The sequence below is a fragment of the Caproicibacter sp. genome (genome assembly GCF_046707225.1).
In the GTDB taxonomy this organism is placed as follows: domain Bacteria; phylum Bacillota; class Clostridia; order Oscillospirales; family Acutalibacteraceae; genus Caproicibacter.
Genome location: NZ_JBJKOP010000035.1, coordinates 1 through 21,021 on the forward strand (window position 1 = coordinate 1; position 21,021 = coordinate 21,021).

Consider the following 21,021-nt stretch of genomic DNA (forward strand, 5'->3'; position numbering starts at 1 on the left):
GGCCCATACTTTCGGTCCCGTACGAAAGTATGCAAAGTACGGGTCGGGGGGGACTTCAAACTCCCGTAGGGAGGGCTCCAACCGTCCCCCCCGACGCCCCCCGACACCTGTCAAAGAGCTAAAGCAATGTTCTTAAAGCCTACTGCTTCTCATTGACGACGGGGGCTCCGGAGTGAAAGCCACTGCTTTTTGAGAGGGAAACTGTAAGTCATTAGCTTGCCTTGACTCAAGCTTACTTAAATATATCACTCAGCTTTGAAAAAGATTGCTTTCAATCTATCAATTATTTTCTCATAGCCCCCAGTTGAGGGTTCCTAAGTTGAGAACAGAGATTTATTTCTTTCTGTTTCCAATGTTCAAGGCCGCGTAGCGCGATAGACGCTTTGCGTCCCTGTCCGGCCTGAGGACAGTGTAAATTAATAGAAAAAATTAGGGTTAAGGGGCACCTTGCCCCAGTTTGAAAATTATTTATTCTCTGCGGCGCGGAAAGCCGCTTTGCGTCCCCGTCCGGTCTGAGGACAGAGAGAAAATCAGAAACAATTAGGGTTAAGGGGCACCTTGCCCCAGAAGGACAACATCTGTGTGCGTTATTCTGATTGGAAAATCACTCTTGTTTTGTGGTAGAATCGAAAAAACGGAGAAAGGGTGTTGACCATGTGGTTTTGGAAGAGAACCGAACTCTGGCTTGGGTATTCCATGGAGGAATTCAACCGGCTGCGCCGAATTCTGGATCACAATGGGATCGAGTATGATTACAAAATCAGGGACCGCATCAAAATGGACCCGTTCGGCTCGGAGCGGAGGATCAACTCGATGGCGCGCATGGGCGAAGCCCCCGCCTACCGGAAGAGGTACTATCTCTATGTGAACAAAGAGAATGATGAGTACGCCCGGCATCTTATCAGCGATTCACCAAAGGAACAGTGATTGAAAAAAGGTTCGTGAATTTAATTCCTGAAACGGCGGAGATAACATCCTCCCGCGCGGGCAGGATCAACACGGGAGGCTGAAAAAATGGCGATTCAGTTTGTGGAGGGCGGCGCGACCGCCGCGCGGGGGTTCACCGCGTGGGGAATGCACTGCGGCATTCGGAGAAACACGTCGAAACCGGACCTTGCGATGATCTGTTCGGCGGTGCCGTGCAGCGCCGCGGCGGTTTACACGCAGAATCTGGTCAAAGGCGCGCCGATTCTGGTGACGAAAGAACATTTAAAGGACGGTACCGCCCGCGCGGTGATTGTCAACAGCGGCAACGCGAATACCTGCAACGCGGACGGGGTGGAAAAGGCGGAGCGCATGTGCCGTGCGGCGGCAAAGGCGCTGAGCCTGAAGGAAACCGACGTGATCGTGGCTTCCACCGGGGTCATCGGCGTGCCGCTGCCGATCGAGCCGATTGAAAACAGCGTTTCTCAGCTTGTCTCCCTGCTGTCGAAGGACGGCTCGCTCGAAGCGGCGAAAGCAATCATGACGACAGACACCGTCGTTAAAAACCTCGCGGTGGAATGCACGCTCGGCGGGAAAACCGTGAGGATCGGCGGCATTGCGAAGGGCTCCGGCATGATTCACCCGAACATGGGAACCATGCTCTGCTTTGTGACGACGGACGCGGCGGTCTCCGCCCCGGTGCTGGATACGGCGCTGCGCGCGGCCGTGGACAAAAGCTTTAACATGGTCAGCGTCGACGGGGATACCTCCACCAACGACACCTGCGCCGTGATGGCCTCCGGTTTAGCGGGAAATCCGGAACTCACAAAAGCGGAAGGCGAGGATTACGAAATCTTTGCCGGGGCGCTTCTGGAGCTGTGCACCGCGCTTGCGCGGATGCTGGCAAAGGACGGGGAAGGAGCCTCCCGCCTGCTCATCTGCACGGTGACCGGAGCGAAGGACGAGGAAAACGCAAAGAAAGCCGCAAAGGGAGTCATCTGTTCCAGCCTTGTGAAAGCCGCGATGTTCGGCGCGGACGCGAACTGGGGCCGCGTCCTCTGCGCCGTCGGATACTGCGGGGCCGAAACGGACGTTGGCAGAATTGACGTTTCTTTCGCTTCAAAAGCCGGCGGGCTTTCGGTTTGCGAGAACGGCGCGGGGGTGCCGTTCAGCGAGGAACTGGCAAAAAAGGTTCTTTCGGAGGACGAGGTCAGCATCCTCGTAAAACTCCGCGACGGGGACGCGCGGGCGACGGCGTTCGGCTGCGACCTTACTTACGACTATGTAAAAATCAACGGCGACTACCGCACCTGACCGGCCGGACCATCCGGTCGGGACGCTCCTGCGGCGTTCATGGCTTTCAAAATCTTCAAGCGTCCGTTGAGTTTCGTCCTCATGGACGTTCCAAAGAGGATCCTAATTACTGTTTTGCCAAACGGAACGAAAAATACTCTGCCTGTGAAATTGAGGGGCAAAAGGGAGCGGCAACCCGCCGCGGGACAGGAGACAACGCATATGCAGATCTCAAACACGGACCGGGCTCAGGTGCTGGTGCAGGCCCTGCCGTACATCCAGACTCACGCCGGCAGAACCATTGTGGTGAAATACGGCGGCAGCGCGATGGTCGATGAAAAGCTGAAAGACGCCGTCATGAGCGACATCGTGCTGATGCAGCTGATCGGCATCCGCGTGGTCGTGGTGCACGGCGGCGGCAGGGAAATCAGCGCGATGCTCGGGAAAATCGGCAAGGAGAGCCGCTTTGTGGGCGGGCTGCGCTACACCGACCGTGAAACCATTGATGTCGTCCAGATGGTGCTGGCCGGCAAGGTCAACAAGGACCTGGTGCAGCTGCTGGAACGGCACGGCGGGCGCGCCGTCGGGCTTTGCGGGCTGGACGACGGGCTGATGACCGCGAAAAAGCTGGATGGGGGCGAAGACCTCGGCTATGTTGGGGAGATTACGAAAATCAACCCGGCGGTAATCCATCACGCGACGGAAAACGGGTATATCCCGGTCATTTCGACCGTCGCGGGCGGCGAGAACGGAGAGGTTTACAACATCAACGCGGACATCGCGGCGGCCCGGATCGCGGCGGAGCTGCGGGCGGAAAAGCTGATTCTGATGACCGACGTGCGCGGCCTTCTCTGCGATAAAAACGACGAGACCACGCTGATTCCCGTCGTCAATGTCAGCGACGTGCCGAAGCTGCGGAATCAGGGTATCATCAGCGGCGGAATGATTCCCAAAATCGATTGCTGCGTGGACGCCGTGCGACGAGGAGTCGAGCGCGCCCATATCATCGACGGTCGAATTCCCCATTCGATCCTGATTGAACTGTTTTCCGACGAGGGGATCGGAACCATGATGTACTAGGACGGAGGGATTCCACAATGACCTTTGAAGCGGTAAAACAGCAGGAACAGCAGAATATCATGCCCGTTTATTCCCGTTTTCCAGTCGCGCTTGTTTCCGGGAAAGGCGCGACCGCAACCGATGTGAACGGGAAACAATACATTGACTTTACCAGCGGAATCGGAGTCAATTCGCTCGGCTTCTGCGACCCGGAATGGTCGGCCGCCGTCGCAAAGCAGGCGGGGACTTTGCAGCACATCTCCAATTTATATTACAGCCCCGTGCAGACGGCGGCGGCGGAGAACCTGTGCAGGCTCAGCGGAATGTCAAAGGTGTTTTTCGCAAATTCCGGCGCGGAGGCGAACGAGTGCGCGGTCAAGCTCGCGCGCAAGTACGGAACAGACCGGCTGGGCCCGGGCCGCACAGAAATCGTAACGCTGAAAAACTCCTTTCACGGCAGGACGGTCACGACGCTCGCCGCGACCGGGCAGAACGAGTTCCACGAGTTCTTTGCCCCGCTGACAACCGGCTTTTCCTACGCGGAGCCGAACCTGCAAAGCGTGAAAGACGCCGTGACGGAAAAAACCTGCGCCGTCATGCTCGAACTGATTCAGGGCGAGGGCGGCGTGGTGCCGATGGACAAAGCGTTCGTCGAAGAGCTGCGCGCGTTCTGCACACAGCGGAAAATCCTGATGATGGTCGACGAGGTGCAGACCGGCGTCGGCCGCACGGGAACCTTTTACAGCTACCGGAATTACGGCGTTGTGCCGGACGTCGTGACAAGCGCCAAGGGGCTTGCCTCCGGCCTTCCGCTCGGCGCGTGCCTGTGCGCCGAACCGTTCGCGGATGTTTTGGGTCCCGGCACGCACGGCTCGACCTTCGGCGGCAACCCGATTGCCTGCGCGGGCGCGCTGGTTGTGATGAAGCGCCTGGCCGAACCTGAATTTTTAAAAGACGTGCGGGAAAAAGGAAATTATTTTGCCGAAAAGCTCGCGGAAATGCACGGGGTTTCCTCCGTGCGGGGCATGGGATTGATGCTTGGCGCGAAGCCGGCCCACGGCAGCGTCGGCGAAATCGCGGTGAAATGCGCGGAACACGGGCTTTTGATTCTGACCGCGAAGGACGTCCTCCGCCTGCTGCCGCCCCTTGTCATCTCCAAGGACGAAGCGGACAAAGGACTCGCGATTCTTCGGGAAGTACTGGACACATATGAACCGTAATTTACGGCAGGAGGGAACCGACATGAACCATTTATTAAAGATGATGGACCTGACCGCGGGAGACATCGCGGAGATCCTCAACCTGGCGGACCAACTGAAATATGAGCAGAAGCACGGCATCGCGCACCCGCATCTTGCGGGAAAGACGCTCGGCATGATTTTTGAAAAGGCCAGCACCCGCACCCGCGTCTCGTTTGAAGTCGGCATGTATCAGCTCGGCGGCCTGCCGATCTTCCTTTCTTCCGACGACCTGCAGATCGGCCGCGGCGAACCGGTTCAGGACACCGCCCGCGTGCTGTCCCGGTATCTAAACGGAATCATGATCCGCACGTTCAAGCAGTCGGAGGTCGAGGCGCTCGCAGCGAACGGAACCATTCCGGTCATCAACGGCCTGACGGATTATTCCCATCCGTGCCAGGTGCTGGCGGACCTGATGACCGTACGCGAGTACAAGGGCGCGCTGGAAGGGCTCAAGCTCTGCTTCATCGGTGACGGAAACAACATGATGAACTCGCTGATCGTCGGCGCTCTGAAAATGAAAATGGAAGTCGCCGTCGCCTGCCCGTCCGGGTATAAGCCCGCGCAGGACGTACTGGATTTTGCCGTGACGCACCCGGCGTTCAGCATGACGACGGACCCGGCGGAAGCCGCCCGCGGCGCGGATGTGGTCATCACGGACGTGTGGGCCTCCATGGGCGAGGAAGGCGAAGCGGAACAGCGTCGCAAAGACTTTGCCGGATACCAGATTAACGAGGCTGTCATGAAAGCCGCGAAACCGGACGCGATCGTGCAGCACTGCCTGCCGGCTCACCGCGGAGAAGAAATCACTGCGGAAGTGTTTGAAAGCCACTCCAAAGAGATTTTTGACGAGGCGGAAAACCGCCTGCACGCGCAGAAGGCGGTTCTGGTCAAACTTCTTGGGTAATTCACGGAAACAGAATCGGCACGCAGCTTGGGGTGACCCTGAACTGCGTGCCGTTTTAGAAACGCTGTGTGTTGGGGGGGGCGGTGCAAGGATGCTTTGGGCCTCCGCCGGATTTCCGGAACGAGACGATCTGCGCGCGCCCAGCCTGACCGTTCTTACGGGACGGATGATGCGGAGGAATCGTTCTGCCAAAAGAAAGTTACCGTTGACCCATCGGAATTGTGTGCTTCGAAATTGCCAAATGGAGCCTCGCTTTTCGGCGCCCGGTCACCCGTGATTGTAACCAGAGCTTCCCCCTGATGCTGACAGACGATGGCCACGCGGTCAATGTCGCTTTCCAGCGAATTGGAGGTCAATTCCTCCTGCACGGATGCCACGGCTATCCCGTAGTTTGCGATATCCCAGATTTGCGGCATAGAATCGGATGAAGACATGGACGGCACTTCTTCTCCCGGTGAAACATTTTTGAAGTCTACTGTGAGTTTAAGCAACGATCCCGTTTTTGTGCATGACACAATCTTGGCGTTCGCCGTGCCGATTCCGCGTTCGAGACGATCGGACAGCGACAGTCCCACATTCCGCTCCAAAAAGACACCGAGCGCGATTCCGGCCACCAGCGCAACAAGCCCTGTCAAAACAGCCGAGTAAAATAGCCGGTGTTTTTTCAGAGCACTGACGACGGCAGATAAAACATTCACTGCGATCCCCCATTCTCATCTTATTCCTTATATTTCATTCAATAAGAGTCAATAGCCCCTGTGGGTCAGGAATTTCTTCCGGAGAGCGTCCGAATTATGTATCCTAAAATAGGAACGTGAAATAGAATCCGGTAATTTCCCTGAGGAATCTGAGTCTGTTCCAAATGGAATTGACCCGTTTTTTCAAATGCCATTCTTCGATGATGGCGAGATATAGGAATTACCTCTGCTTTTATTATAAATTATAATTATTATTTGTCAAAATTATTTTCAAATATTTCCTAGGGCTACAATACATATATAAAGAAAAAAAGAGACGGGAATGAGCGCATCGGCTAGAATTAGTTCCTCACACTAATTCAGCCGAAAGGCAGTACCCATTCCCGAAATTTCTCATTGTCTAACCGAAATTAACCCGGATTAAGCTCCGGATGAAATCGTCAGCGGGCAAGGACTCCGTTGTCGGAGGATTCCAGAATCAGAATGTCCTCCTCGTAGCCCGTCTTGGCGCTGATATAAACCAGAACGCGGTCGCCGTTGTTGCCCGTGCACTGAAATTCCCAGCACAGCACTTCGTTCAGGCCGGGGGTCGGAATCAGCGCGAGCCGGCTCAGCTTGACCTTCAGGCTCGAGCTGACCTTTTTCTGCGCGTCCGCGGAAGAGAGCGAGGCGTTCAGCGTCCGGCTCTTATGGTTCATCAGATACCCGGTGGACTGAAAGCGGACAATCTCTCCGTTATCCAGCGCGACGCCCACCTTGATCAGGTCCGGGTAGCACAGAATGCCGTCCTGCAGATAGGCGTAGTTGATCATGCAGATGCCGTCGTTCATGACATAATAAGTTTCCTTCATGTTCTGGATGCCTCTGCCGTCCAGAAAGGCGCGGGCTTTTGCGGATGCCGCCTTGTAGTCGAGCTTTTTTGCCCCGACCGAGCGGGTGTTCGCCATTTCGGAAATATAGCCGCCCGCCTTGGTCACAGAGATGCGGATTGTTCCGTCCTTCGCCGTAAAGTTATAGGTCGGCATATTTCCGTCCGTATCCTGCGTATGGGTCAGCTCCGCCTGCTTCAGACCCATAAAATCCGCCGCGAGATTCTGCGCGTTGCCCTGTGCGAGGGCTTTCTTTCCCTCGGTCATCTTCGGCTTCATCTGGCCGATATGGTCGGAAAACGGGCCGTCGTAAATCATGGACGGGAAATTCGAAAAATCCTGCTCCGTGTTTTTCAGGGAATCGTTGAAGTCCGCGGAACTGAAATCCGGGTCAACGTCCTGAAGATCTTTCTGGAGCTTTTTCGCGTAGGACTCCAGATTATGCATGGACTTGTATTCGGTATCGCTGATGGGTTCCCCTTCCGATATTTTCCTGGAAAGGCTCATGGAAAAATCGCCGACCTGGGTGATAAACTTGCTCACGTTGTCAACGGAATTTTCCGTCAGCGGAAGCACGGAGATCGCCGCTTTCGCCATGCTGGATTCCCTCATCAGCTTTGCCGCGAGGCCGTTCTGCTCCGTGGCCGTGTTCGCATACACCGCTTTGTTCAAAGTAATCTGAATATTGTCAACACAGTCGCGCAGATCGCTGAGCGAACGCGTATATCCGTACTGCAAATTCCTTTTGTAACGCTCCGCCTGGGAATATCCGTAAACCGTAGCTCCACCCAGGGAAAGAATGATCGTCAGGACAATGGCCAGCGTAGCAATCCGTCTTTTTTTCATAATTTCACCCCTGAATCATATTTTCAGACCGAAAGCCCTTAAATATACGTATTTTATAACCGGACGGTGAAACTTTAGGGCGTGGAACGGGCTTTCGTCAAATCCGATAATTTCGGTCAGACTCATTTCAAAATCCTTGTAATTGTTTCTGAATATGAAAATTTTTGTTTTCAGCACTGTACATTCCAAGAGTGCTGGATTATAATAGTATTGTTAATTATGATAAAAATCACAGGGATTAGGGTGGCGTTTTATACAGGATGACCGTCCCCTTTGGAAGCATATGGACGAATTCGTGGAAAAGTTTCATTTTCGGCGGATTTCGGCGGTTTCACCGCACAAAGGAAGCGAAAGAGCGGAATCATGAGCCAAAACCGCGGCATTTCGGCGGAACCGCATCCGGTGTTATAAACGCAGGGGCAAACGGGGTGTTTGGGCAATCTTAATTCAAAAATCCAGCGGCGCGGAACAGGCACCTGAAACCGTGCCGCGCTTTAGGCACGCAGATGTTTTGCGTCGGAAACTTCGTCGATTTTCATTGGAACAAGGCCCGGAAAAAATCATTGGGAAGTGATTCTGATGCCGAATTCAGAAGAAAGTCAGTCGCGGTCCGGCCGGTCCGGGTCCGCTTTTTGGACGGGCTATGACCGCGAAGAACAGCGCCGGATGGAGGAATGGCTGAACATTGCGATCGAAAAGGACCTTTTTGAAATATACTATCAGCCTCTGTACAGTATCTGCGACGGAAGTTTTACGGAGGCGGAGGCGCTTTTAAGGCTGAAGGGGCCGGACGGAGTCTATATTCCCCCCGACCGGTTTATCCCGGTTGCCGAGGAAACCGGGCAGATCATAGAAATCGGCTGCATGGTTCTGGAGCGCGTGTGTAAATACATCCGCTATCTTTTGTCCTGCAGGATCAATATCGACACCGTTTCCGTCAATTTGTCCGTCGTGCAGCTGATGGGGGAGGACGCGGTTTCGCGCCTGAAAGAAATCATCCGTGCCGGCGGTATTTCACCGAACCGCATTCTGTTTGAAGTCACGGAAAGCATTCTCATCAGCAATTATACGCTGATTGCCAATAAGATCCGCGAGCTGAGCCGCTCCGGCATCCAGTTTGCGCTGGACGATTTCGGCACGGGGTATTCCAATATTACAAACGTGATCGACCTGCCGTTCGACGTGGTCAAGATCGACAAGAGCCTGATCTGGGACTCGATGAAAAACCGTCGCTGCAATATCATGATTCGCGAACTGACCCACACGTTCCGCAACATCAATCTCATCGTGACCGCGGAGGGCGTGGAGACCGAGGAGCACGACCGGTTTGCCCGCCAGTGCGGCTGCGACAAGATTCAGGGCTTCCGCTATGCGAAGCCGATGCCGGTCAGCCGCGCCGCGGATTATTTCGGCCGATGCGCCGTGTCTTACTGAAAATCAATGAAAAACGGGCCGTTCCTGTCACAGGGGACGGCTTTCTTTATGATTTGCGCCCGGGGCGGGGCGCTTCGGCAGCCCGATTCCCGAGGGTGGAACGCGGCGGGGAAAAACCGCCGGCTTTTCCCCGCCGTCGCCCGTTTTCCCTTGATATTTCCAACATCTGCAAGTATAATAAGGACAATTACAAGACCCAATACACGGAAGAAGAGGAATCATAAAAATGGATATTCAGAAATTTTATCAGATGATAAAGGGGAAGAGCGTCGCGCTCTGCGGAATCGGGGGCAGCAACCTTCCGCTGGCGGTTTCGTTCGCGAAAAAGGGCGCCGCCGTCACGGCGCGCGACAAGCGGCCGGAGGAAAAGCTGGGGGAATCCGCCGAACAGCTGAAAAGCGCGGGGGTGAAACTGCGGTGCGGCGAGGACTACCTCAAGAATCTTGACGAGGAAATTATTTTCCGCACGCCCGCGATGCGCTATACTCTTCCGGAGCTGGACGCGGCCCGCGCGCGGGGAGCGGTCGTTACCTCCGAAATGGAGATGTTTTTTGAAACCTGTCCGTGCAGGATTTTTGCCGTGACCGGCAGCGACGGCAAGACCACGACGACGACCGTGATTTCAAAAATTCTGGAAAGCGCCGGAAAAAAAGTTCACCTCGGCGGAAATATCGGCGAACCGCTGCTGCCCCGTGTGGAGCAGGTCGGCCCGGAGGACGCCGCGGTCGCGGAGCTTTCCAGCTTCCAGCTGATTTCGATGCGGCGCAGCCCGGATGTGGCGGTCGTAACGAACGTGACGCCGAATCATCTTGACGTGCACAAGGATATGCAGGAGTATATCGACGCCAAAAGGAACATCATTCTGCATCAGAATGCGTTCGGGCGCGCGGTTTTGAACGCGGACAATGAGGTGACCGCCTCTTTCGCGCGGGATGTGCGCGGGCAGTGCCTGCTGTTCAGCCGCAGGCATCCGGTGGAGCACGGCGCTTATATGGACAAAAACGGGCAGATTTATTTTGTCAGCGGCCCGGACAAAACGCGCGTCATGCACGCTTCCGATATCCGCATTCCGGGAAAACATAACATTGAAAATTACCTGGCCGCGATCTGCGCCGTCTGGGGATACGCGAAAATCGACGATATCGTCGGGGTCGCGAAAAGCTTTGCCGGGGTCGAACACCGCAACGAGCTGGTGCGGGAATTCGAGGGAGTGCAGTACTTTAACGATTCCATCGGCACGACGCCGAGCCGCACGATCAGCGGGGCGCTTTCGCTGTTCGACAAGCGTATTCTGCTCATCGCCGGAGGCTACGACAAGAATATTCCGTTCGACCCGCTGGGGCCCGTCATCGCGGACAAGGTCAAAACGCTGGTGCTCATCGGCCAGACGGCGGACAAAATTGAACAGTCGGTTGTCTCTTCGCCGAATTACAAACCGGAAAATCTGAAGATTTTCCGCGCGCAGTCACTGGAGGAAGCGGTGGACCTCTGCCGCGGGGAGGCCGTGAGCGGAGACGTCGTTTCCCTTTCCCCGGCCTGCGCCAGCTTCGGCATGTTCCCGAATTATGAAACGCGCGGAGAACGCTTCCGCGAAATTGTCGGCGCGCTGAAATAGGAATTAAAAACAGGAGGGAATTTTTTTGGAGGAATTGGAACAGCTTATCTTCCGCCTTTGTACCGCCCCGGGCACCCCGGGCGGGGAGTCGCCCGCGGCTGAGGCCGCGGCGGCGGAGCTCTCCGGTCTGGCAAAGGTGCAAACGGACCGGATGGGAAATCTGACGGCGGAGTTTGGCAATCCGAATGCGCGGGAGCATGTCCTCCTCGACGCGCATCTGGATCAAATCGGACTGATCGTCACCGGAATTGACGAAAACGGGTTTTTGAAGGTTGGGCGCTGCGGCGGGACCGACGCGCGCGTGCTGCCCGGCGGGGCGGTCACGGTTTACGGCGTGGAAACGCTCTGCGGCGTCGTCTGCTGCACGCCCCCGCATTTACAGGAGGGCGGAGAGGACAAGGTCGAGCCGGTTGATAAAATGGCGGTGGACGTCGGCCTTTCGCACGACGAGGCGGAAAAGCTGGTGCATCCCGGCGACCGCGTTTTGTTTCGCACGAATCCGAAGCGCCTGCTGGGGACGCGCGTTTCCGCGGCGGGGCTGGACAACCGCGCGGGCGTTGCGGTCTTCTGCCGCTGCGCGCAGATTTTGAAACAGGAAAAGCTGAACTGCAAAGTGACGGTTCTGTTCAGCGCGCAGGAGGAAACCGGAGGCGCGGGCGCGAAAACGGGGGCGTTTGCGGCGCAGCCGACGCAGGCCGTCGCGGTTGACGTCAGCTTTGCCAAACAGCCCGGGGTTCCGGACGTGAACCTCGGTTCGCTCGGCGGCGGTCCGATGATCGGAATCGCGCCGGTGCTCAGCAGAAGCATGACGGACAGGCTGATCGGGCTTGCGGAAGAGAAAAAGATACCGTGGACGCGTGAAATCATGGGCGGCGGAACCGGCACCAATTCCGACGAAATCGCGACGACGGGGTCCGGCGTGCCGACCGCGCTCATTTCGGTGCCGCTGCGGTACATGCACACCCCGGCGGAGGTCATCGACCTCAAAGACATTGAAAACACGGCGCAGCTGATCGCCGCGTATCTGCGGGAGGTGGGCTGATGGGCCGGTTTGAACTGCTTCGCGAGCTTTGCGGGGCGCACGGAATTTCCGGGCGCGAAGACGCGGTGAGGAAAATCATTTTACGGGAAATCGAACCCGTTGCCGATTCGGTGGAGCTGACGCCGCTCGGGAACATCATCGCGGTGAAAAAAGGATTCAAACGGCCGAAAACCAGCCTGATGCTTGACGCGCATATGGATGAGGTCGGGCTGATCGTCACGGATATCACGGACGGCGGACTGCTGAAGTTTGCATCGATCGGCGGAATCGACCGTCGCGTCCTGCCGGGCAAGACCGTCTGGATTGAGGAAAAAATCCCGGGAGTGGTCGGCGCGAAGCCGATTCATCTTCTGGAAGAGGACGAAAAAGGGAAAAGCGTCCCGATGAAGGATTTGTATCTCGACATCGGCGCGGGCAGCCGCGCCGAAGCGGAACAATGCGTCCGCCCCGGCGACGCGGTTGTGTTTGACTCGGTGTTCGACCTGTCGCACGGCATGGTGAAAAGCAAGGCGCTGGACGACCGTGCCGGCTGCGCGCTGCTGATCGAGTTGATGAAGGACGGCCTTACGTACGACACGACGTTCGTGTTTTCCGTTCAGGAGGAAGTGGGCCTGAACGGTGCGAAAACAGCCGCGTTCGCGGTGAACCCGCAGGCGGCCATTGCCGTGGAATGCACCACGGCGGCCGATGTGGCGGGTGTTGACCGCGAGAAAGACGTATGCCGCGTGGGCGAAGGCCCGGTGCTTTCGTTTATGGACCGGCGGACCGTGTACGACCGGGATTATTACAATCTGGCTTTTGAAGCGGCGAAAAGCGCGAAAATCAAGTGCCAGCCCAAGCGCACCGTTGCCGGGGGCAACAACGCGGGCGCGATTTTTTCCTCGCGTTCCGGCGTCCGCACGACTGCGGTCTCGCTGCCGTGCCGGTACCTGCATTCCCCGGTCGGGGTCATCTCTCAGGATGACTATGCCGAGGCGAAAAAACTGCTTGCCGTTCTGGCTGAAAGGATCGCTGAAACAGACTCAGTATGATAAAACTCATAGAATCTAAAAATGACATCATCGCTTCTGAGGACAACCCGTTCGGCGTCAGAATCCGCTCGATGGCTCAGGTTTACGGCGCGGGGGAGCCGTTCGCCCAGTTCTGGGTTCAGGACGGCGGCTCTTCGCTGGCAAAGCTGGACGACGCGGTTGTTTTGGAAAGCCGTGAAGCCGACTGGGAGGAGTTGGCCGGGTTTCTGCGCATGCTGGATGCAAAAACCGTCTCCTGCCCGGAAGAAGCCGCCGGGCACCTGGGGCTGCCCGTCTCCGGCCGCGGCGAAATCATGCGTCTGAGCGGTGCGGCGGAAAGTCCGTTCCACGCGGACGTGGAACAAAACCCCGGCCTGCGCGAAATCTACGCTCTGCTGTGCGAGGCGAAAAGCGAGACGTTTGTTCCTCCGGAATTCGAATCGTTTTACATGGATATGTCCTACCGGACGCGGCATGGGGCGGCGGAATCCGTCGGAATTCATACCGAAGGGAAGCTGGCGGCGTGCGCCCTGTGCTCCTCCATGACGGAGCATGCCGCGGTCCTGTCCGCCGTGGCCGTGCTGCCGGAGTTTCGCCGCAAAGGACTGGGACGCTGTGCGGTCGCCGCGCTGACGGCGCTGCTGAACCGCGAGGCGGTCTATCTCCTGCGGGCGGACGGCGAGAATGAAGAGTTTTACCGTTCCATGGGCTTTGTACCGGACGGCAGATGGGCTCAAATCCGGTTTTAGGAGGACAAAATGAAAGAGAAACGCTTTGAAGTGGTCTATTCTCAGGGAACGCTGGACGTTGTGAAAATACTTGTCGATACGGAAACCGGCGTGCAGTATCTGGCAATGCAGTCGGGCTACGCCGGCGGCCTGACGCCGCTTCTGGACCGCGAGGGGAAGCCGGTTCTGTCGTCCGCGGGCGGAGAGGGCGTTCGCTGACGGCCGAAAATACATCAGAATCCGTTTGAACAGGAATAGGAGTCGATCGTTTGTATCCTTTTTTTAAAATTGAACAGAAAATTCTGGACGCGGCGGAGCGCGCGGAAGACATGGTTCGCCCGCAGATGGAAGCCGTTGAAAAAAACACAGAGTATAATCAGCAGAAGATGCTGGCGGCGTTTATCAAAAACGGCGTGAGCGAAAGCCATTTTGCGGCTTCCACCGGATACGGCTACGGCGACCGGGGCCGCGACGCGCTTGACCGTGTGTTTGCGGACGCGATGGGGGCGGAGGACGCGCTGGTGCGGCACAACTTTGTCAGCGGAACCCATGCCCTTACGGTCGCTTTGTTCGGGGTTCTGCGCCCCGGCGACACCATGCTGAGCGTGACGGGAATTCCGTACGACACGCTCCGATCCGTGATTGGCCTGACGGGTAACGGAATCGGGTCGCTTAAAGAGTTCGGAATCCGCTATGAGCAGGTTGATATGACTCCTTCGGGAAAGCCGGACTACGAAGAAATCGAGCGCCGGGTACAGCCGGGGCTGCGGATGGTCTATCTGCAGCGCTCGCGCGGGTACAGCCTGCGGCCGTCGCTTTTTGTGGAAGAGATCGAGAAAATCGCAAGGACTGTCAAGCGGAAGGCGCCGGACTGCATCGTGATGGTCGACAACTGCTACGGCGAATTTGTGCAGCGGACGGAGCCGGTTTCGCGCGGGGCGGACCTGATGGCGGGTTCGCTCATCAAGAATCCGGGCGGCGGCGTCGCGCCGACCGGCGGATACATCGCCGGGAAAAAGGAGCTTGTGGAAATGTGTGCCTATCGCCTGACGACGCCGGGCACGGGGCGTGAAATCGGCGCGACGCTGGGCAACAACCGCGAGCTGTTTATGGGCGCGTTTCACGCGCCGCACGTGACAGGGGAAGCGCTCAAGACGGCGGTATTCACCGCGGCGCTGTTCCGTCAGCTGGGGTACAAGGTTTCTCCGAATTATGATGAACCGCGCGCGGATATTATCCAGACGCTGCTGCTTGAAAACGAAACGGCGCTGGTGGCGTTTTGCCGGGGAGTGCAGAAAGGCGCGCCGGTCGACTCGTTTGTTGTGCCGGAGCCGTGGGATATGCCCGGTTACGACTGCAAGGTAATTATGGCCGCCGGCGCGTTTACGCTGGGGGCTTCGATCGAGCTTTCCGCCGACGCTCCGCTGCGCGAGCCCTATGCGGCGTGGATGCAGGGCGGTTTGAATTACCACAGCGGGCGCCTAGGGGCGATGCTGGCAGCCCAGTCGATGCTGGAGCAGGGCGTTTTAAAGGAATAGAGATTGCCAAAACTCCAAATCTCTGCTATAATACGATAGCCCGGTAAATGTGCCGGGCAGGATGCGGGTGTGGTGGAATTGGCAGACACGCAAGATTTAGGTTCTTGTGTCGCAAGATGTGCAGGTTCAAGTCCTGTCACCCGCACCATGGGCAAGTCCTTATAGGACTTGCCCATTTTTTATGCAAATGTTTTTGTTTTTTACGTTTTTAAAAGAGTTTTTAGGTGATCACGTCCAAGGTTATGGAAGTTTTCAATTTATTTTTAAAAAGTTGCTCTCTTGAGGGAAACTTTCACTTGTCTTTGCGGGTTAAGCGAAAGGATGTTTTCCTATTATAAAGGAGGCGACAAGATGACCGAAGAAAATTTTAAGTATCGCACGAGTCCTCTTTTCCTTCGCAATCAGTTTAAAGGGAAAGGGAAACTGCAAATTCCGGTTATTCCAAAATTTCAAATTCACTCGGATGATTTTAATGATTTGCTTCTCATTGGATTTGATAAAATCAGCACAAATGATACAAAGCACTTTAACCGAATGGTTCATTTTTTTCTGTACGATTACAAATTTGAGCGTGTATGGAAAAATCCCGTTACCGATCTGGAAAAGCTGAAATGCTATCGTGCGGTGCTTTCCCCGGATTTCAGCATGTATATCGAAATGACTCCGGTTTTACAGCTTTATAACACATTCCGAAACCGCTGGTGCGGAGCCTATTTTGCGTCGAGAGGGATTCGCGTCGTTCCCACCGTCAGTTGGGGAAACGAAAATACGTTTGAGTTCTGCTTTGACGGAATCGAAAAGGGCTCCACGGTTGCGGTTTCCACCTATATGGTATCGGAACACGACAACCGTCAGGACCAGAAAGAGTTTTTTCTCAAGGGCTACAACGAAATGTTGCACCGGATCGAGCCAGAAAAAATCATTTGCTATAATGAACCGTTTCCGGAGATGCAGGGCGATATCGTGTTTGTCGACTATGACCGCAGTTCATGGAAGTACATGAATGAAGGCTCATACATACCATCCAAATACGCAAAGTATATCTGTGGAGAGGAACCCCTTCCGGTCGGCAGCAATCTCATTATCAAAAGCGGATATGTTGTAAATGAAAATAATGAGAACTATAATACCATTATCCAAACAGGAATGGGCAGCGCTTACGGAGGAACTTGGATTCCTCATAACGAGGAGGAAAAACGGTTTTATGGAAAACCCGGAGAAATAAAGACTACTTATATAGGAAGATCAAAAATAAGGGTGAGTACTAAAATTGGCAAAGATGGACGGGCAGTTCGGGAAAGGCATTACACGGACAGACCTAATTCCAAATATCATTCAAATCCGCATGATCATGAAGTGGATTGGTCGAAGGGTTCACCACACTTAGTTAATCAAAAAAATTACTTTTCGAACGACTATCCTGGCGGAGCTCCGGAGTTCAAAGCAAAAAGGGAGTATAGATTGATGACAGTTGTAAATTCAAATAGCCATGAGGAAAATCAATTTCAGGGCGTAAGTGATTTTAAGTGGTGCGTGGATCGTGGTGGGGAAATAGAATTTAATTATCAGGGAAAAACCTATGGAGTTGGAAAAACGCCAAAAGGACTGTTTTCCATCTGGGAAATGAATAACAGCGATAGTGAGAGGCTGTATCCATCGTCGGAGCAGCTTTTGGAGTACATCATTGATGGGAAAAAACTCCGCCGGATTATTAGGGAAATAGATGTTGATTACCGGACGATTTAACGAAAACTTTAGATTTTACATAGGAGGGGCAAATTTCTATGAAATTGACGGTTAATGAAGATGCCTATCAATTCAAAACCCTGAGCGAGTTCAAAAGCAGTATACCATCAGTTCAGTCTGGCCGAACGAAAAAATGAAATTTTCGGCTGGACCGAGTAACGGCATGGAAGAAGACAGTACAGTTTACGATACCGTTGATGATCTTATGGAATATAGAGTCGGTGGAGACAGACTGCGAGATATTATTACACAGGCGGAAATTATTGATAGAACGTTATAATCGGGGATTTGTGAAAAACTTGTTTGATAATTGACTTCCAGATTGTTATCGCACCTATCACTCTCTTGAATAATTCGAGGTGTTTGATCAAACAAATGGGCTCTTTTGTTGATTCATTCAGCCGTCGAATCACCCGCACCAACCCAAAAGCCCGGAAAGCGGCATGAATGCTAGCTTTTCGGGTTTCTTTTTTTGCATATTGGCTCAAATGGGATTTATTTGGCGCTTACGGGGATATCTATATATTGTGTCATGGCTCAAATTTTTAATATAATTCTAATACTCCAAGAAAAATAACTTAACTTTTTACTTTGTTAAAATTCACATGGTTTGCTCTTTACTGCACCGATCCAATATATATATGTCATTTTTATAAGTTTTTGTTTCCTTTATTAATGACTCAAATGCATTTTGCAGTTCCAAGGTCTCGTTTTTCGCTTTATTTGCATGCCGGGCCATGCTCATATCAGCAATCTCGCTTCTAAATGCAATTGCGTAAATCAAGGATAATAAGTGAATAGGCATATAAAATAGGTTTAAGCTGGCTGGCTCAACTGTATAGCCTAATTGTTTGAGTGAATCTAGCCCTTCTCGGATAGCCCGAATCATTAATTTCAGATCGGAATGATTAGAAGCTAATCCTTTTATTTTTCCTGAATTTTTATAGATTGCATTCGCGACGGGAACTATGATTGCTACGTGAGTTTTCTGCCAGCAATCCATATTATTTGAAATAACGGACGGAATGCCTGAAGCGTTAAATGTTTGAACAATTGCGTGTAGTCGGTCGGTGGGTGCTCCATCGACTTCACCAAATGTAGTGATCTGATATTTTCCCAGCAAACCTTTCACAATGTAATATTCTGTGATACCATTAATGGCTTCCCCACCGCATGCTGGAAATCCTACTAACAATCTTTTCCCTAAATATTGTTTCCATTTGTCATAACCGGATGGATTATTTACAAAGAAGACAATATTATCACTTTTATTGTTTTTCAAAACCGGCAATATATCATTTACTTGCTGGAATTGCATTGCTACTAAGATATAATCATAGATGTCATCACCTTGTAATTCATTTATGACATTCACATGGTATGACTCGATTTTCTTATCCTTTCTGTTTTTTAATTTTAATCCATCTCTTTTTATAGCTTCAAATCGGTTATTCCTTGCAAGTACTGTAACGTCGTTCCCCGATGAAAAAAGTTTACCTGCAAAAATGCTTCCGATTACTCCCGCACCATAAATCAATATTCTCATATCGTAATCTCCATTCTGCCGCTAAAATAGTGACATATTCAATGATTTTTTAATCTGCTACTTCAACAGATACTGCTTTATAACATTCAAAGTTTCTGAGATCAGACGGTCTCTTTCAATGAGGTTTTCTGAAAAAGCTATTTGATCAATCAGTGAATCAAATAATATAAATGTAATTTCGGCAGCCGCTTCGATATCTTTTACTTTAATTTTGTACTTGTATATTTTGAAATAATGGATGACTATTTTTTTCAGCTCTTCCTGTTGCTTTTGAACAATGATTTTTACCCTAGCATTTGACAAGCTTAATACCCGAATTTCGCGGTTAAGTTCCAATGAATCTTCATGGAGTTTAAGGATAGCCATTAAAAGTCGATGAAGAAAATTGGTCAGATCACCGTCCAAAGCATCCATTTCTTTTAGGAATGCTTCATGAATTTTCACATAAGACATATAATAGCGATTTAATATTTGCAAGAAGATTTCTTCTTTATTAGGGAAATAGAAATATAAGTTTCCAATCGATAGATTGGCGTCCTGGGCTATTTCATTCGTACTGACATTGTAATAACCATCCTGACAAAAAAGCCTCATGGCCGTATCCAAAATTTTATTTTTTGTTGCTTCGCCTCTCTTTTGCTTTGGCTTATATAACTTCCTATCCTGTTTCAAACAAACGACTCCTTTTAAATCTCATAGATCACTTGTGATACCTGCTGATTAAGCAGACATAACACAACTTCTTTAATTAACCATTTTATTGAGCTTCCACTCTAGATATTATCACAAAAATTGACAAAGTCAATATATCTAGAGCTTCAGCTCTAAAACATATTGACTATCATCTTTGAGCTTCTATAATAATTATTGTTTTTTACTTAAGCATGCGATCTCAATGGCAGCGTTTTTGCGATGGCTTCCGATGCGTCAACCTGCACCTTGGAAAAGGTGTGGGCATAAATGTTCGTGGTAGTAGAAGCTGCGTGTGCCCGAGCGCAATTGATACGGTCTTGATGTCGATAACGCTCGTCAAAGAAGCATTCAGATGGCGGAAACTATGTAGTGCGGACTTTGCCCTGCGCATCCCCGTGCACTCGCAGATTCTTTGAAATGCCTATCATAAAAAAGATAGACATCCCTCTTGATGATCTGGCTTTGATAGGATATGATAAACTCAACGAGGAAAGTTTCAATCGGATTGTCCATTTTTTTCTGGACGATTATAAGTTCGAGGTGATGTGGAAAGATCCCGAGCCTCGAATTGAACGACTTCGGAAGTACAAAGCCGTATTATCTCCGCAATTTAGCCTTTATACAGAAATGCCGCTCGCATTGAAGGTATATAACACTTTTCGGAACCGATGGTGCGGAGCATATTTTCAATTGAAAGGGCTTAAAGTTATTCCATCGCTTGTATGGGGGGAACCAAATACATTCTGGTTTTGCTTTGACGGTTTAGAACAGGGTTCCATCGTGGCCGTATCAACCATAGGAATGCGAAAAGAAAAAACATTGTTTTTGCAGGGCTATACGGAGATGTTGAAACGCATACAGCCCAGCGCCATTATTTGCTTCGGTATTCCTTTTAAAGAGATGCAAGGCAACATCTTTGCAGTTGATTACGCGGAAACCAATCACTTAAATACAAAAGATTTTAGATTTTACACCATCAAGGGAGGCGGTATGGCAGGTGGCAGGAATTCGCTTCCCAAAAACAATTCACAACTCAAGCATATTTTTAGAAATGGTAAGGGCCATATTCCGGATACAGAGGCAAATAGGGCATTGCTTTCAAGTGTTGCAAACGATAAGGGCAATTATATGGGAACCGATCAATTTGGAAACAGATGGTATTCTAGATTGCAAAGTGATGGAAGCCAAATTTGGGTCGAAACGCGTAAGGGGATCATTCGAGAAGGTGGAGTCAATAACCCTCCGAAAACGTGGGATCCCAATACTGGCTTTAATAGTCCAATAAAACCAGGAGGTAAAAATTATGCATACATTATCTGAGAAAGCTTATTTATCCATGTTCTATGTGATCGACGCTTATTATTCAGCCCATCCTTCTGATTCTGTTGGCTCGTTACTAGGCGACCTAAATCCATTTTTATTCAAAGACACAATATCTGCGGACCCGGCCGCTTACGACGACTTCTGCGACTGCTTTGCCAAAACCGCTAAGGGAAGAGAGGTAGACGATGTTGATGTGGGCTATCAGGCGGCGAAACTATTTTTACAATTTTATAACGATGAATTTGGATTTGAGCTTGAAAATTTGATTCGAGATTTTTCCTATGACGATTTTAAGCGCGCTTATTACTCTCTCAAATAGTGCAAAGTGTTGTCGAATAAATGGACCTTTGGGTGATTCATTTTGCCTTCGAATCACTTGTCTTAACTTGCACGGGATTTTAAGCAAATTTATAGGCCTGAAGCCAAAAATTGAGCATGCAGGTTCAAATGATTTTTATTTTGAACCTGCATAAAATTTTAGGTGATTTTATTATTATTAATTATTATTTGGG

General features: G+C 52.0%; 19 protein-coding genes and 1 tRNA gene. 16 read left to right on the forward strand and 4 right to left on the reverse strand.

Annotated features, from left to right (window positions below):
• Positions 1–654: 654 nt before the first annotated feature.
• The 5 genes from ACLQ3M_RS08135 to argF all read left to right on the forward strand — a co-directional run bounded on the left by ACLQ3M_RS08135 (position 655) and on the right by argF (position 5,421).
• Positions 655–927 (forward strand): hypothetical protein, encoded by a 273-nt coding sequence (locus ACLQ3M_RS08135; RefSeq protein WP_411677200.1) that lies wholly within the window; start codon positions 655–657, stop codon positions 925–927.
• Positions 928–1,014: 87 nt separating this feature from the next.
• Positions 1,015–2,238, forward strand: coding sequence for a bifunctional glutamate N-acetyltransferase/amino-acid acetyltransferase ArgJ (gene argJ / locus ACLQ3M_RS08140; RefSeq protein WP_411677201.1), 1,224 nt, complete (start codon positions 1,015–1,017; stop codon positions 2,236–2,238).
• A gap of 201 nt (positions 2,239–2,439) precedes the next feature.
• Complete coding sequence (argB, locus tag ACLQ3M_RS08145) at positions 2,440–3,297, forward strand: acetylglutamate kinase (protein WP_411677202.1); 858 nt, start codon at positions 2,440–2,442, stop codon at positions 3,295–3,297.
• 17 nt (positions 3,298–3,314) lie between these two features.
• Complete coding sequence (locus ACLQ3M_RS08150) at positions 3,315–4,496, forward strand: aspartate aminotransferase family protein (RefSeq protein ID WP_411677203.1); 1,182 nt, start codon at positions 3,315–3,317, stop codon at positions 4,494–4,496.
• A 22-nt stretch (positions 4,497–4,518) separates the two neighbouring features.
• Positions 4,519–5,421 carry an ornithine carbamoyltransferase gene (gene argF / locus ACLQ3M_RS08155; protein WP_411677204.1) on the forward strand — a complete coding sequence of 301 codons (903 nt, stop codon included), beginning with the start codon at positions 4,519–4,521 and terminating at the stop codon, positions 5,419–5,421.
• Between the two features lie 155 nt (positions 5,422–5,576).
• Here the strand turns inward: argF and ACLQ3M_RS08160 are convergent, their stop codons facing one another.
• Together ACLQ3M_RS08160 and ACLQ3M_RS08165 are read right to left on the reverse strand one after the other, a co-directional pair.
• Entirely contained in the window at positions 5,577–6,119 is a 543-nt protein-coding gene (locus tag ACLQ3M_RS08160) for a hypothetical protein (protein WP_411677205.1), read from the reverse strand.
• A 440-nt stretch (positions 6,120–6,559) separates the two neighbouring features.
• Entirely contained in the window at positions 6,560–7,834 is a 1,275-nt protein-coding gene (locus tag ACLQ3M_RS08165; protein WP_411677206.1) for a PepSY1/2 domain-containing protein, read from the reverse strand.
• Positions 7,835–8,413: 579 nt separating this feature from the next.
• Here ACLQ3M_RS08165 and ACLQ3M_RS08170 point away from each other — a divergent pair.
• The 9 genes from ACLQ3M_RS08170 to ACLQ3M_RS08210 all read left to right on the forward strand — a co-directional run bounded on the left by ACLQ3M_RS08170 (position 8,414) and on the right by ACLQ3M_RS08210 (position 16,947).
• Positions 8,414–9,268, forward strand: coding sequence for an EAL domain-containing protein (locus ACLQ3M_RS08170; RefSeq protein WP_411677207.1), 855 nt, complete (start codon positions 8,414–8,416; stop codon positions 9,266–9,268).
• Positions 9,269–9,494: 226 nt separating this feature from the next.
• Positions 9,495–10,883, forward strand: a complete 1,389-nt coding sequence (gene murD / locus ACLQ3M_RS08175) for a UDP-N-acetylmuramoyl-L-alanine--D-glutamate ligase (protein ID WP_411677208.1) — start codon at positions 9,495–9,497, stop codon at positions 10,881–10,883.
• Positions 10,884–10,908: 25 nt separating this feature from the next.
• Complete coding sequence (locus tag ACLQ3M_RS08180) at positions 10,909–11,925, forward strand: M42 family metallopeptidase (protein ID WP_411677209.1); 1,017 nt, start codon at positions 10,909–10,911, stop codon at positions 11,923–11,925.
• The gene (locus ACLQ3M_RS08185) at positions 11,925–12,956 is read left to right on the forward strand and encodes a M42 family metallopeptidase (RefSeq protein ID WP_411677210.1); all 1,032 of its coding nucleotides are present in this window, start codon (positions 11,925–11,927) and stop codon (positions 12,954–12,956) included. Before ACLQ3M_RS08180 ends, ACLQ3M_RS08185 begins: the two co-directional genes overlap by 1 nt.
• The gene (locus tag ACLQ3M_RS08190; protein WP_411677211.1) at positions 12,953–13,684 is read left to right on the forward strand and encodes a GNAT family N-acetyltransferase; all 732 of its coding nucleotides are present in this window, start codon (positions 12,953–12,955) and stop codon (positions 13,682–13,684) included. Before ACLQ3M_RS08185 ends, ACLQ3M_RS08190 begins: the two co-directional genes overlap by 4 nt.
• A 9-nt stretch (positions 13,685–13,693) precedes the next feature.
• Positions 13,694–13,882, forward strand: coding sequence for a DUF6440 family protein (locus ACLQ3M_RS08195; RefSeq protein ID WP_411677212.1), 189 nt, complete (start codon positions 13,694–13,696; stop codon positions 13,880–13,882).
• Positions 13,883–13,932: 50 nt separating this feature from the next.
• Positions 13,933–15,201 carry an aminotransferase class I/II-fold pyridoxal phosphate-dependent enzyme gene (locus ACLQ3M_RS08200; RefSeq protein WP_411677213.1) on the forward strand — a complete coding sequence of 423 codons (1,269 nt, stop codon included), beginning with the start codon at positions 13,933–13,935 and terminating at the stop codon, positions 15,199–15,201.
• Between the two features lie 63 nt (positions 15,202–15,264).
• Positions 15,265–15,349: transfer RNA gene (locus ACLQ3M_RS08205), tRNA-Leu, on the forward strand.
• 203 nt (positions 15,350–15,552) lie between these two features.
• Positions 15,553–16,947, forward strand: a complete 1,395-nt coding sequence (locus ACLQ3M_RS08210) for a DUF4417 domain-containing protein (RefSeq protein ID WP_411677214.1) — start codon at positions 15,553–15,555, stop codon at positions 16,945–16,947.
• Positions 16,948–17,548: 601 nt separating this feature from the next.
• Here the strand turns inward: ACLQ3M_RS08210 and ACLQ3M_RS08215 are convergent.
• Positions 17,549–18,493: a ketopantoate reductase family protein gene (locus ACLQ3M_RS08215; RefSeq protein ID WP_411677215.1), complete on the reverse strand. Its 945-nt coding sequence runs from the start codon at positions 18,491–18,493 to the stop codon at positions 17,549–17,551.
• A 57-nt stretch (positions 18,494–18,550) separates the two neighbouring features.
• The gene (locus ACLQ3M_RS08220; protein WP_411677216.1) at positions 18,551–19,165 is read right to left on the reverse strand and encodes a TetR/AcrR family transcriptional regulator; all 615 of its coding nucleotides are present in this window, start codon (positions 19,163–19,165) and stop codon (positions 18,551–18,553) included.
• 438 nt (positions 19,166–19,603) lie between these two features.
• On the opposite strand from ACLQ3M_RS08220, the gene ACLQ3M_RS08225 reads away from it, so the two are divergent.
• On the forward strand, positions 19,604–20,506 hold the full coding sequence (locus ACLQ3M_RS08225; protein WP_411677217.1) for a DUF4417 domain-containing protein: 903 nt from the start codon (positions 19,604–19,606) through the stop codon (positions 20,504–20,506).
• Positions 20,490–20,828: a hypothetical protein gene (locus ACLQ3M_RS08230; protein ID WP_411677218.1), complete on the forward strand. Its 339-nt coding sequence runs from the start codon at positions 20,490–20,492 to the stop codon at positions 20,826–20,828. Before ACLQ3M_RS08225 ends, ACLQ3M_RS08230 begins: the two co-directional genes overlap by 17 nt.
• Positions 20,829–21,021 lie beyond the last annotated feature (193 nt).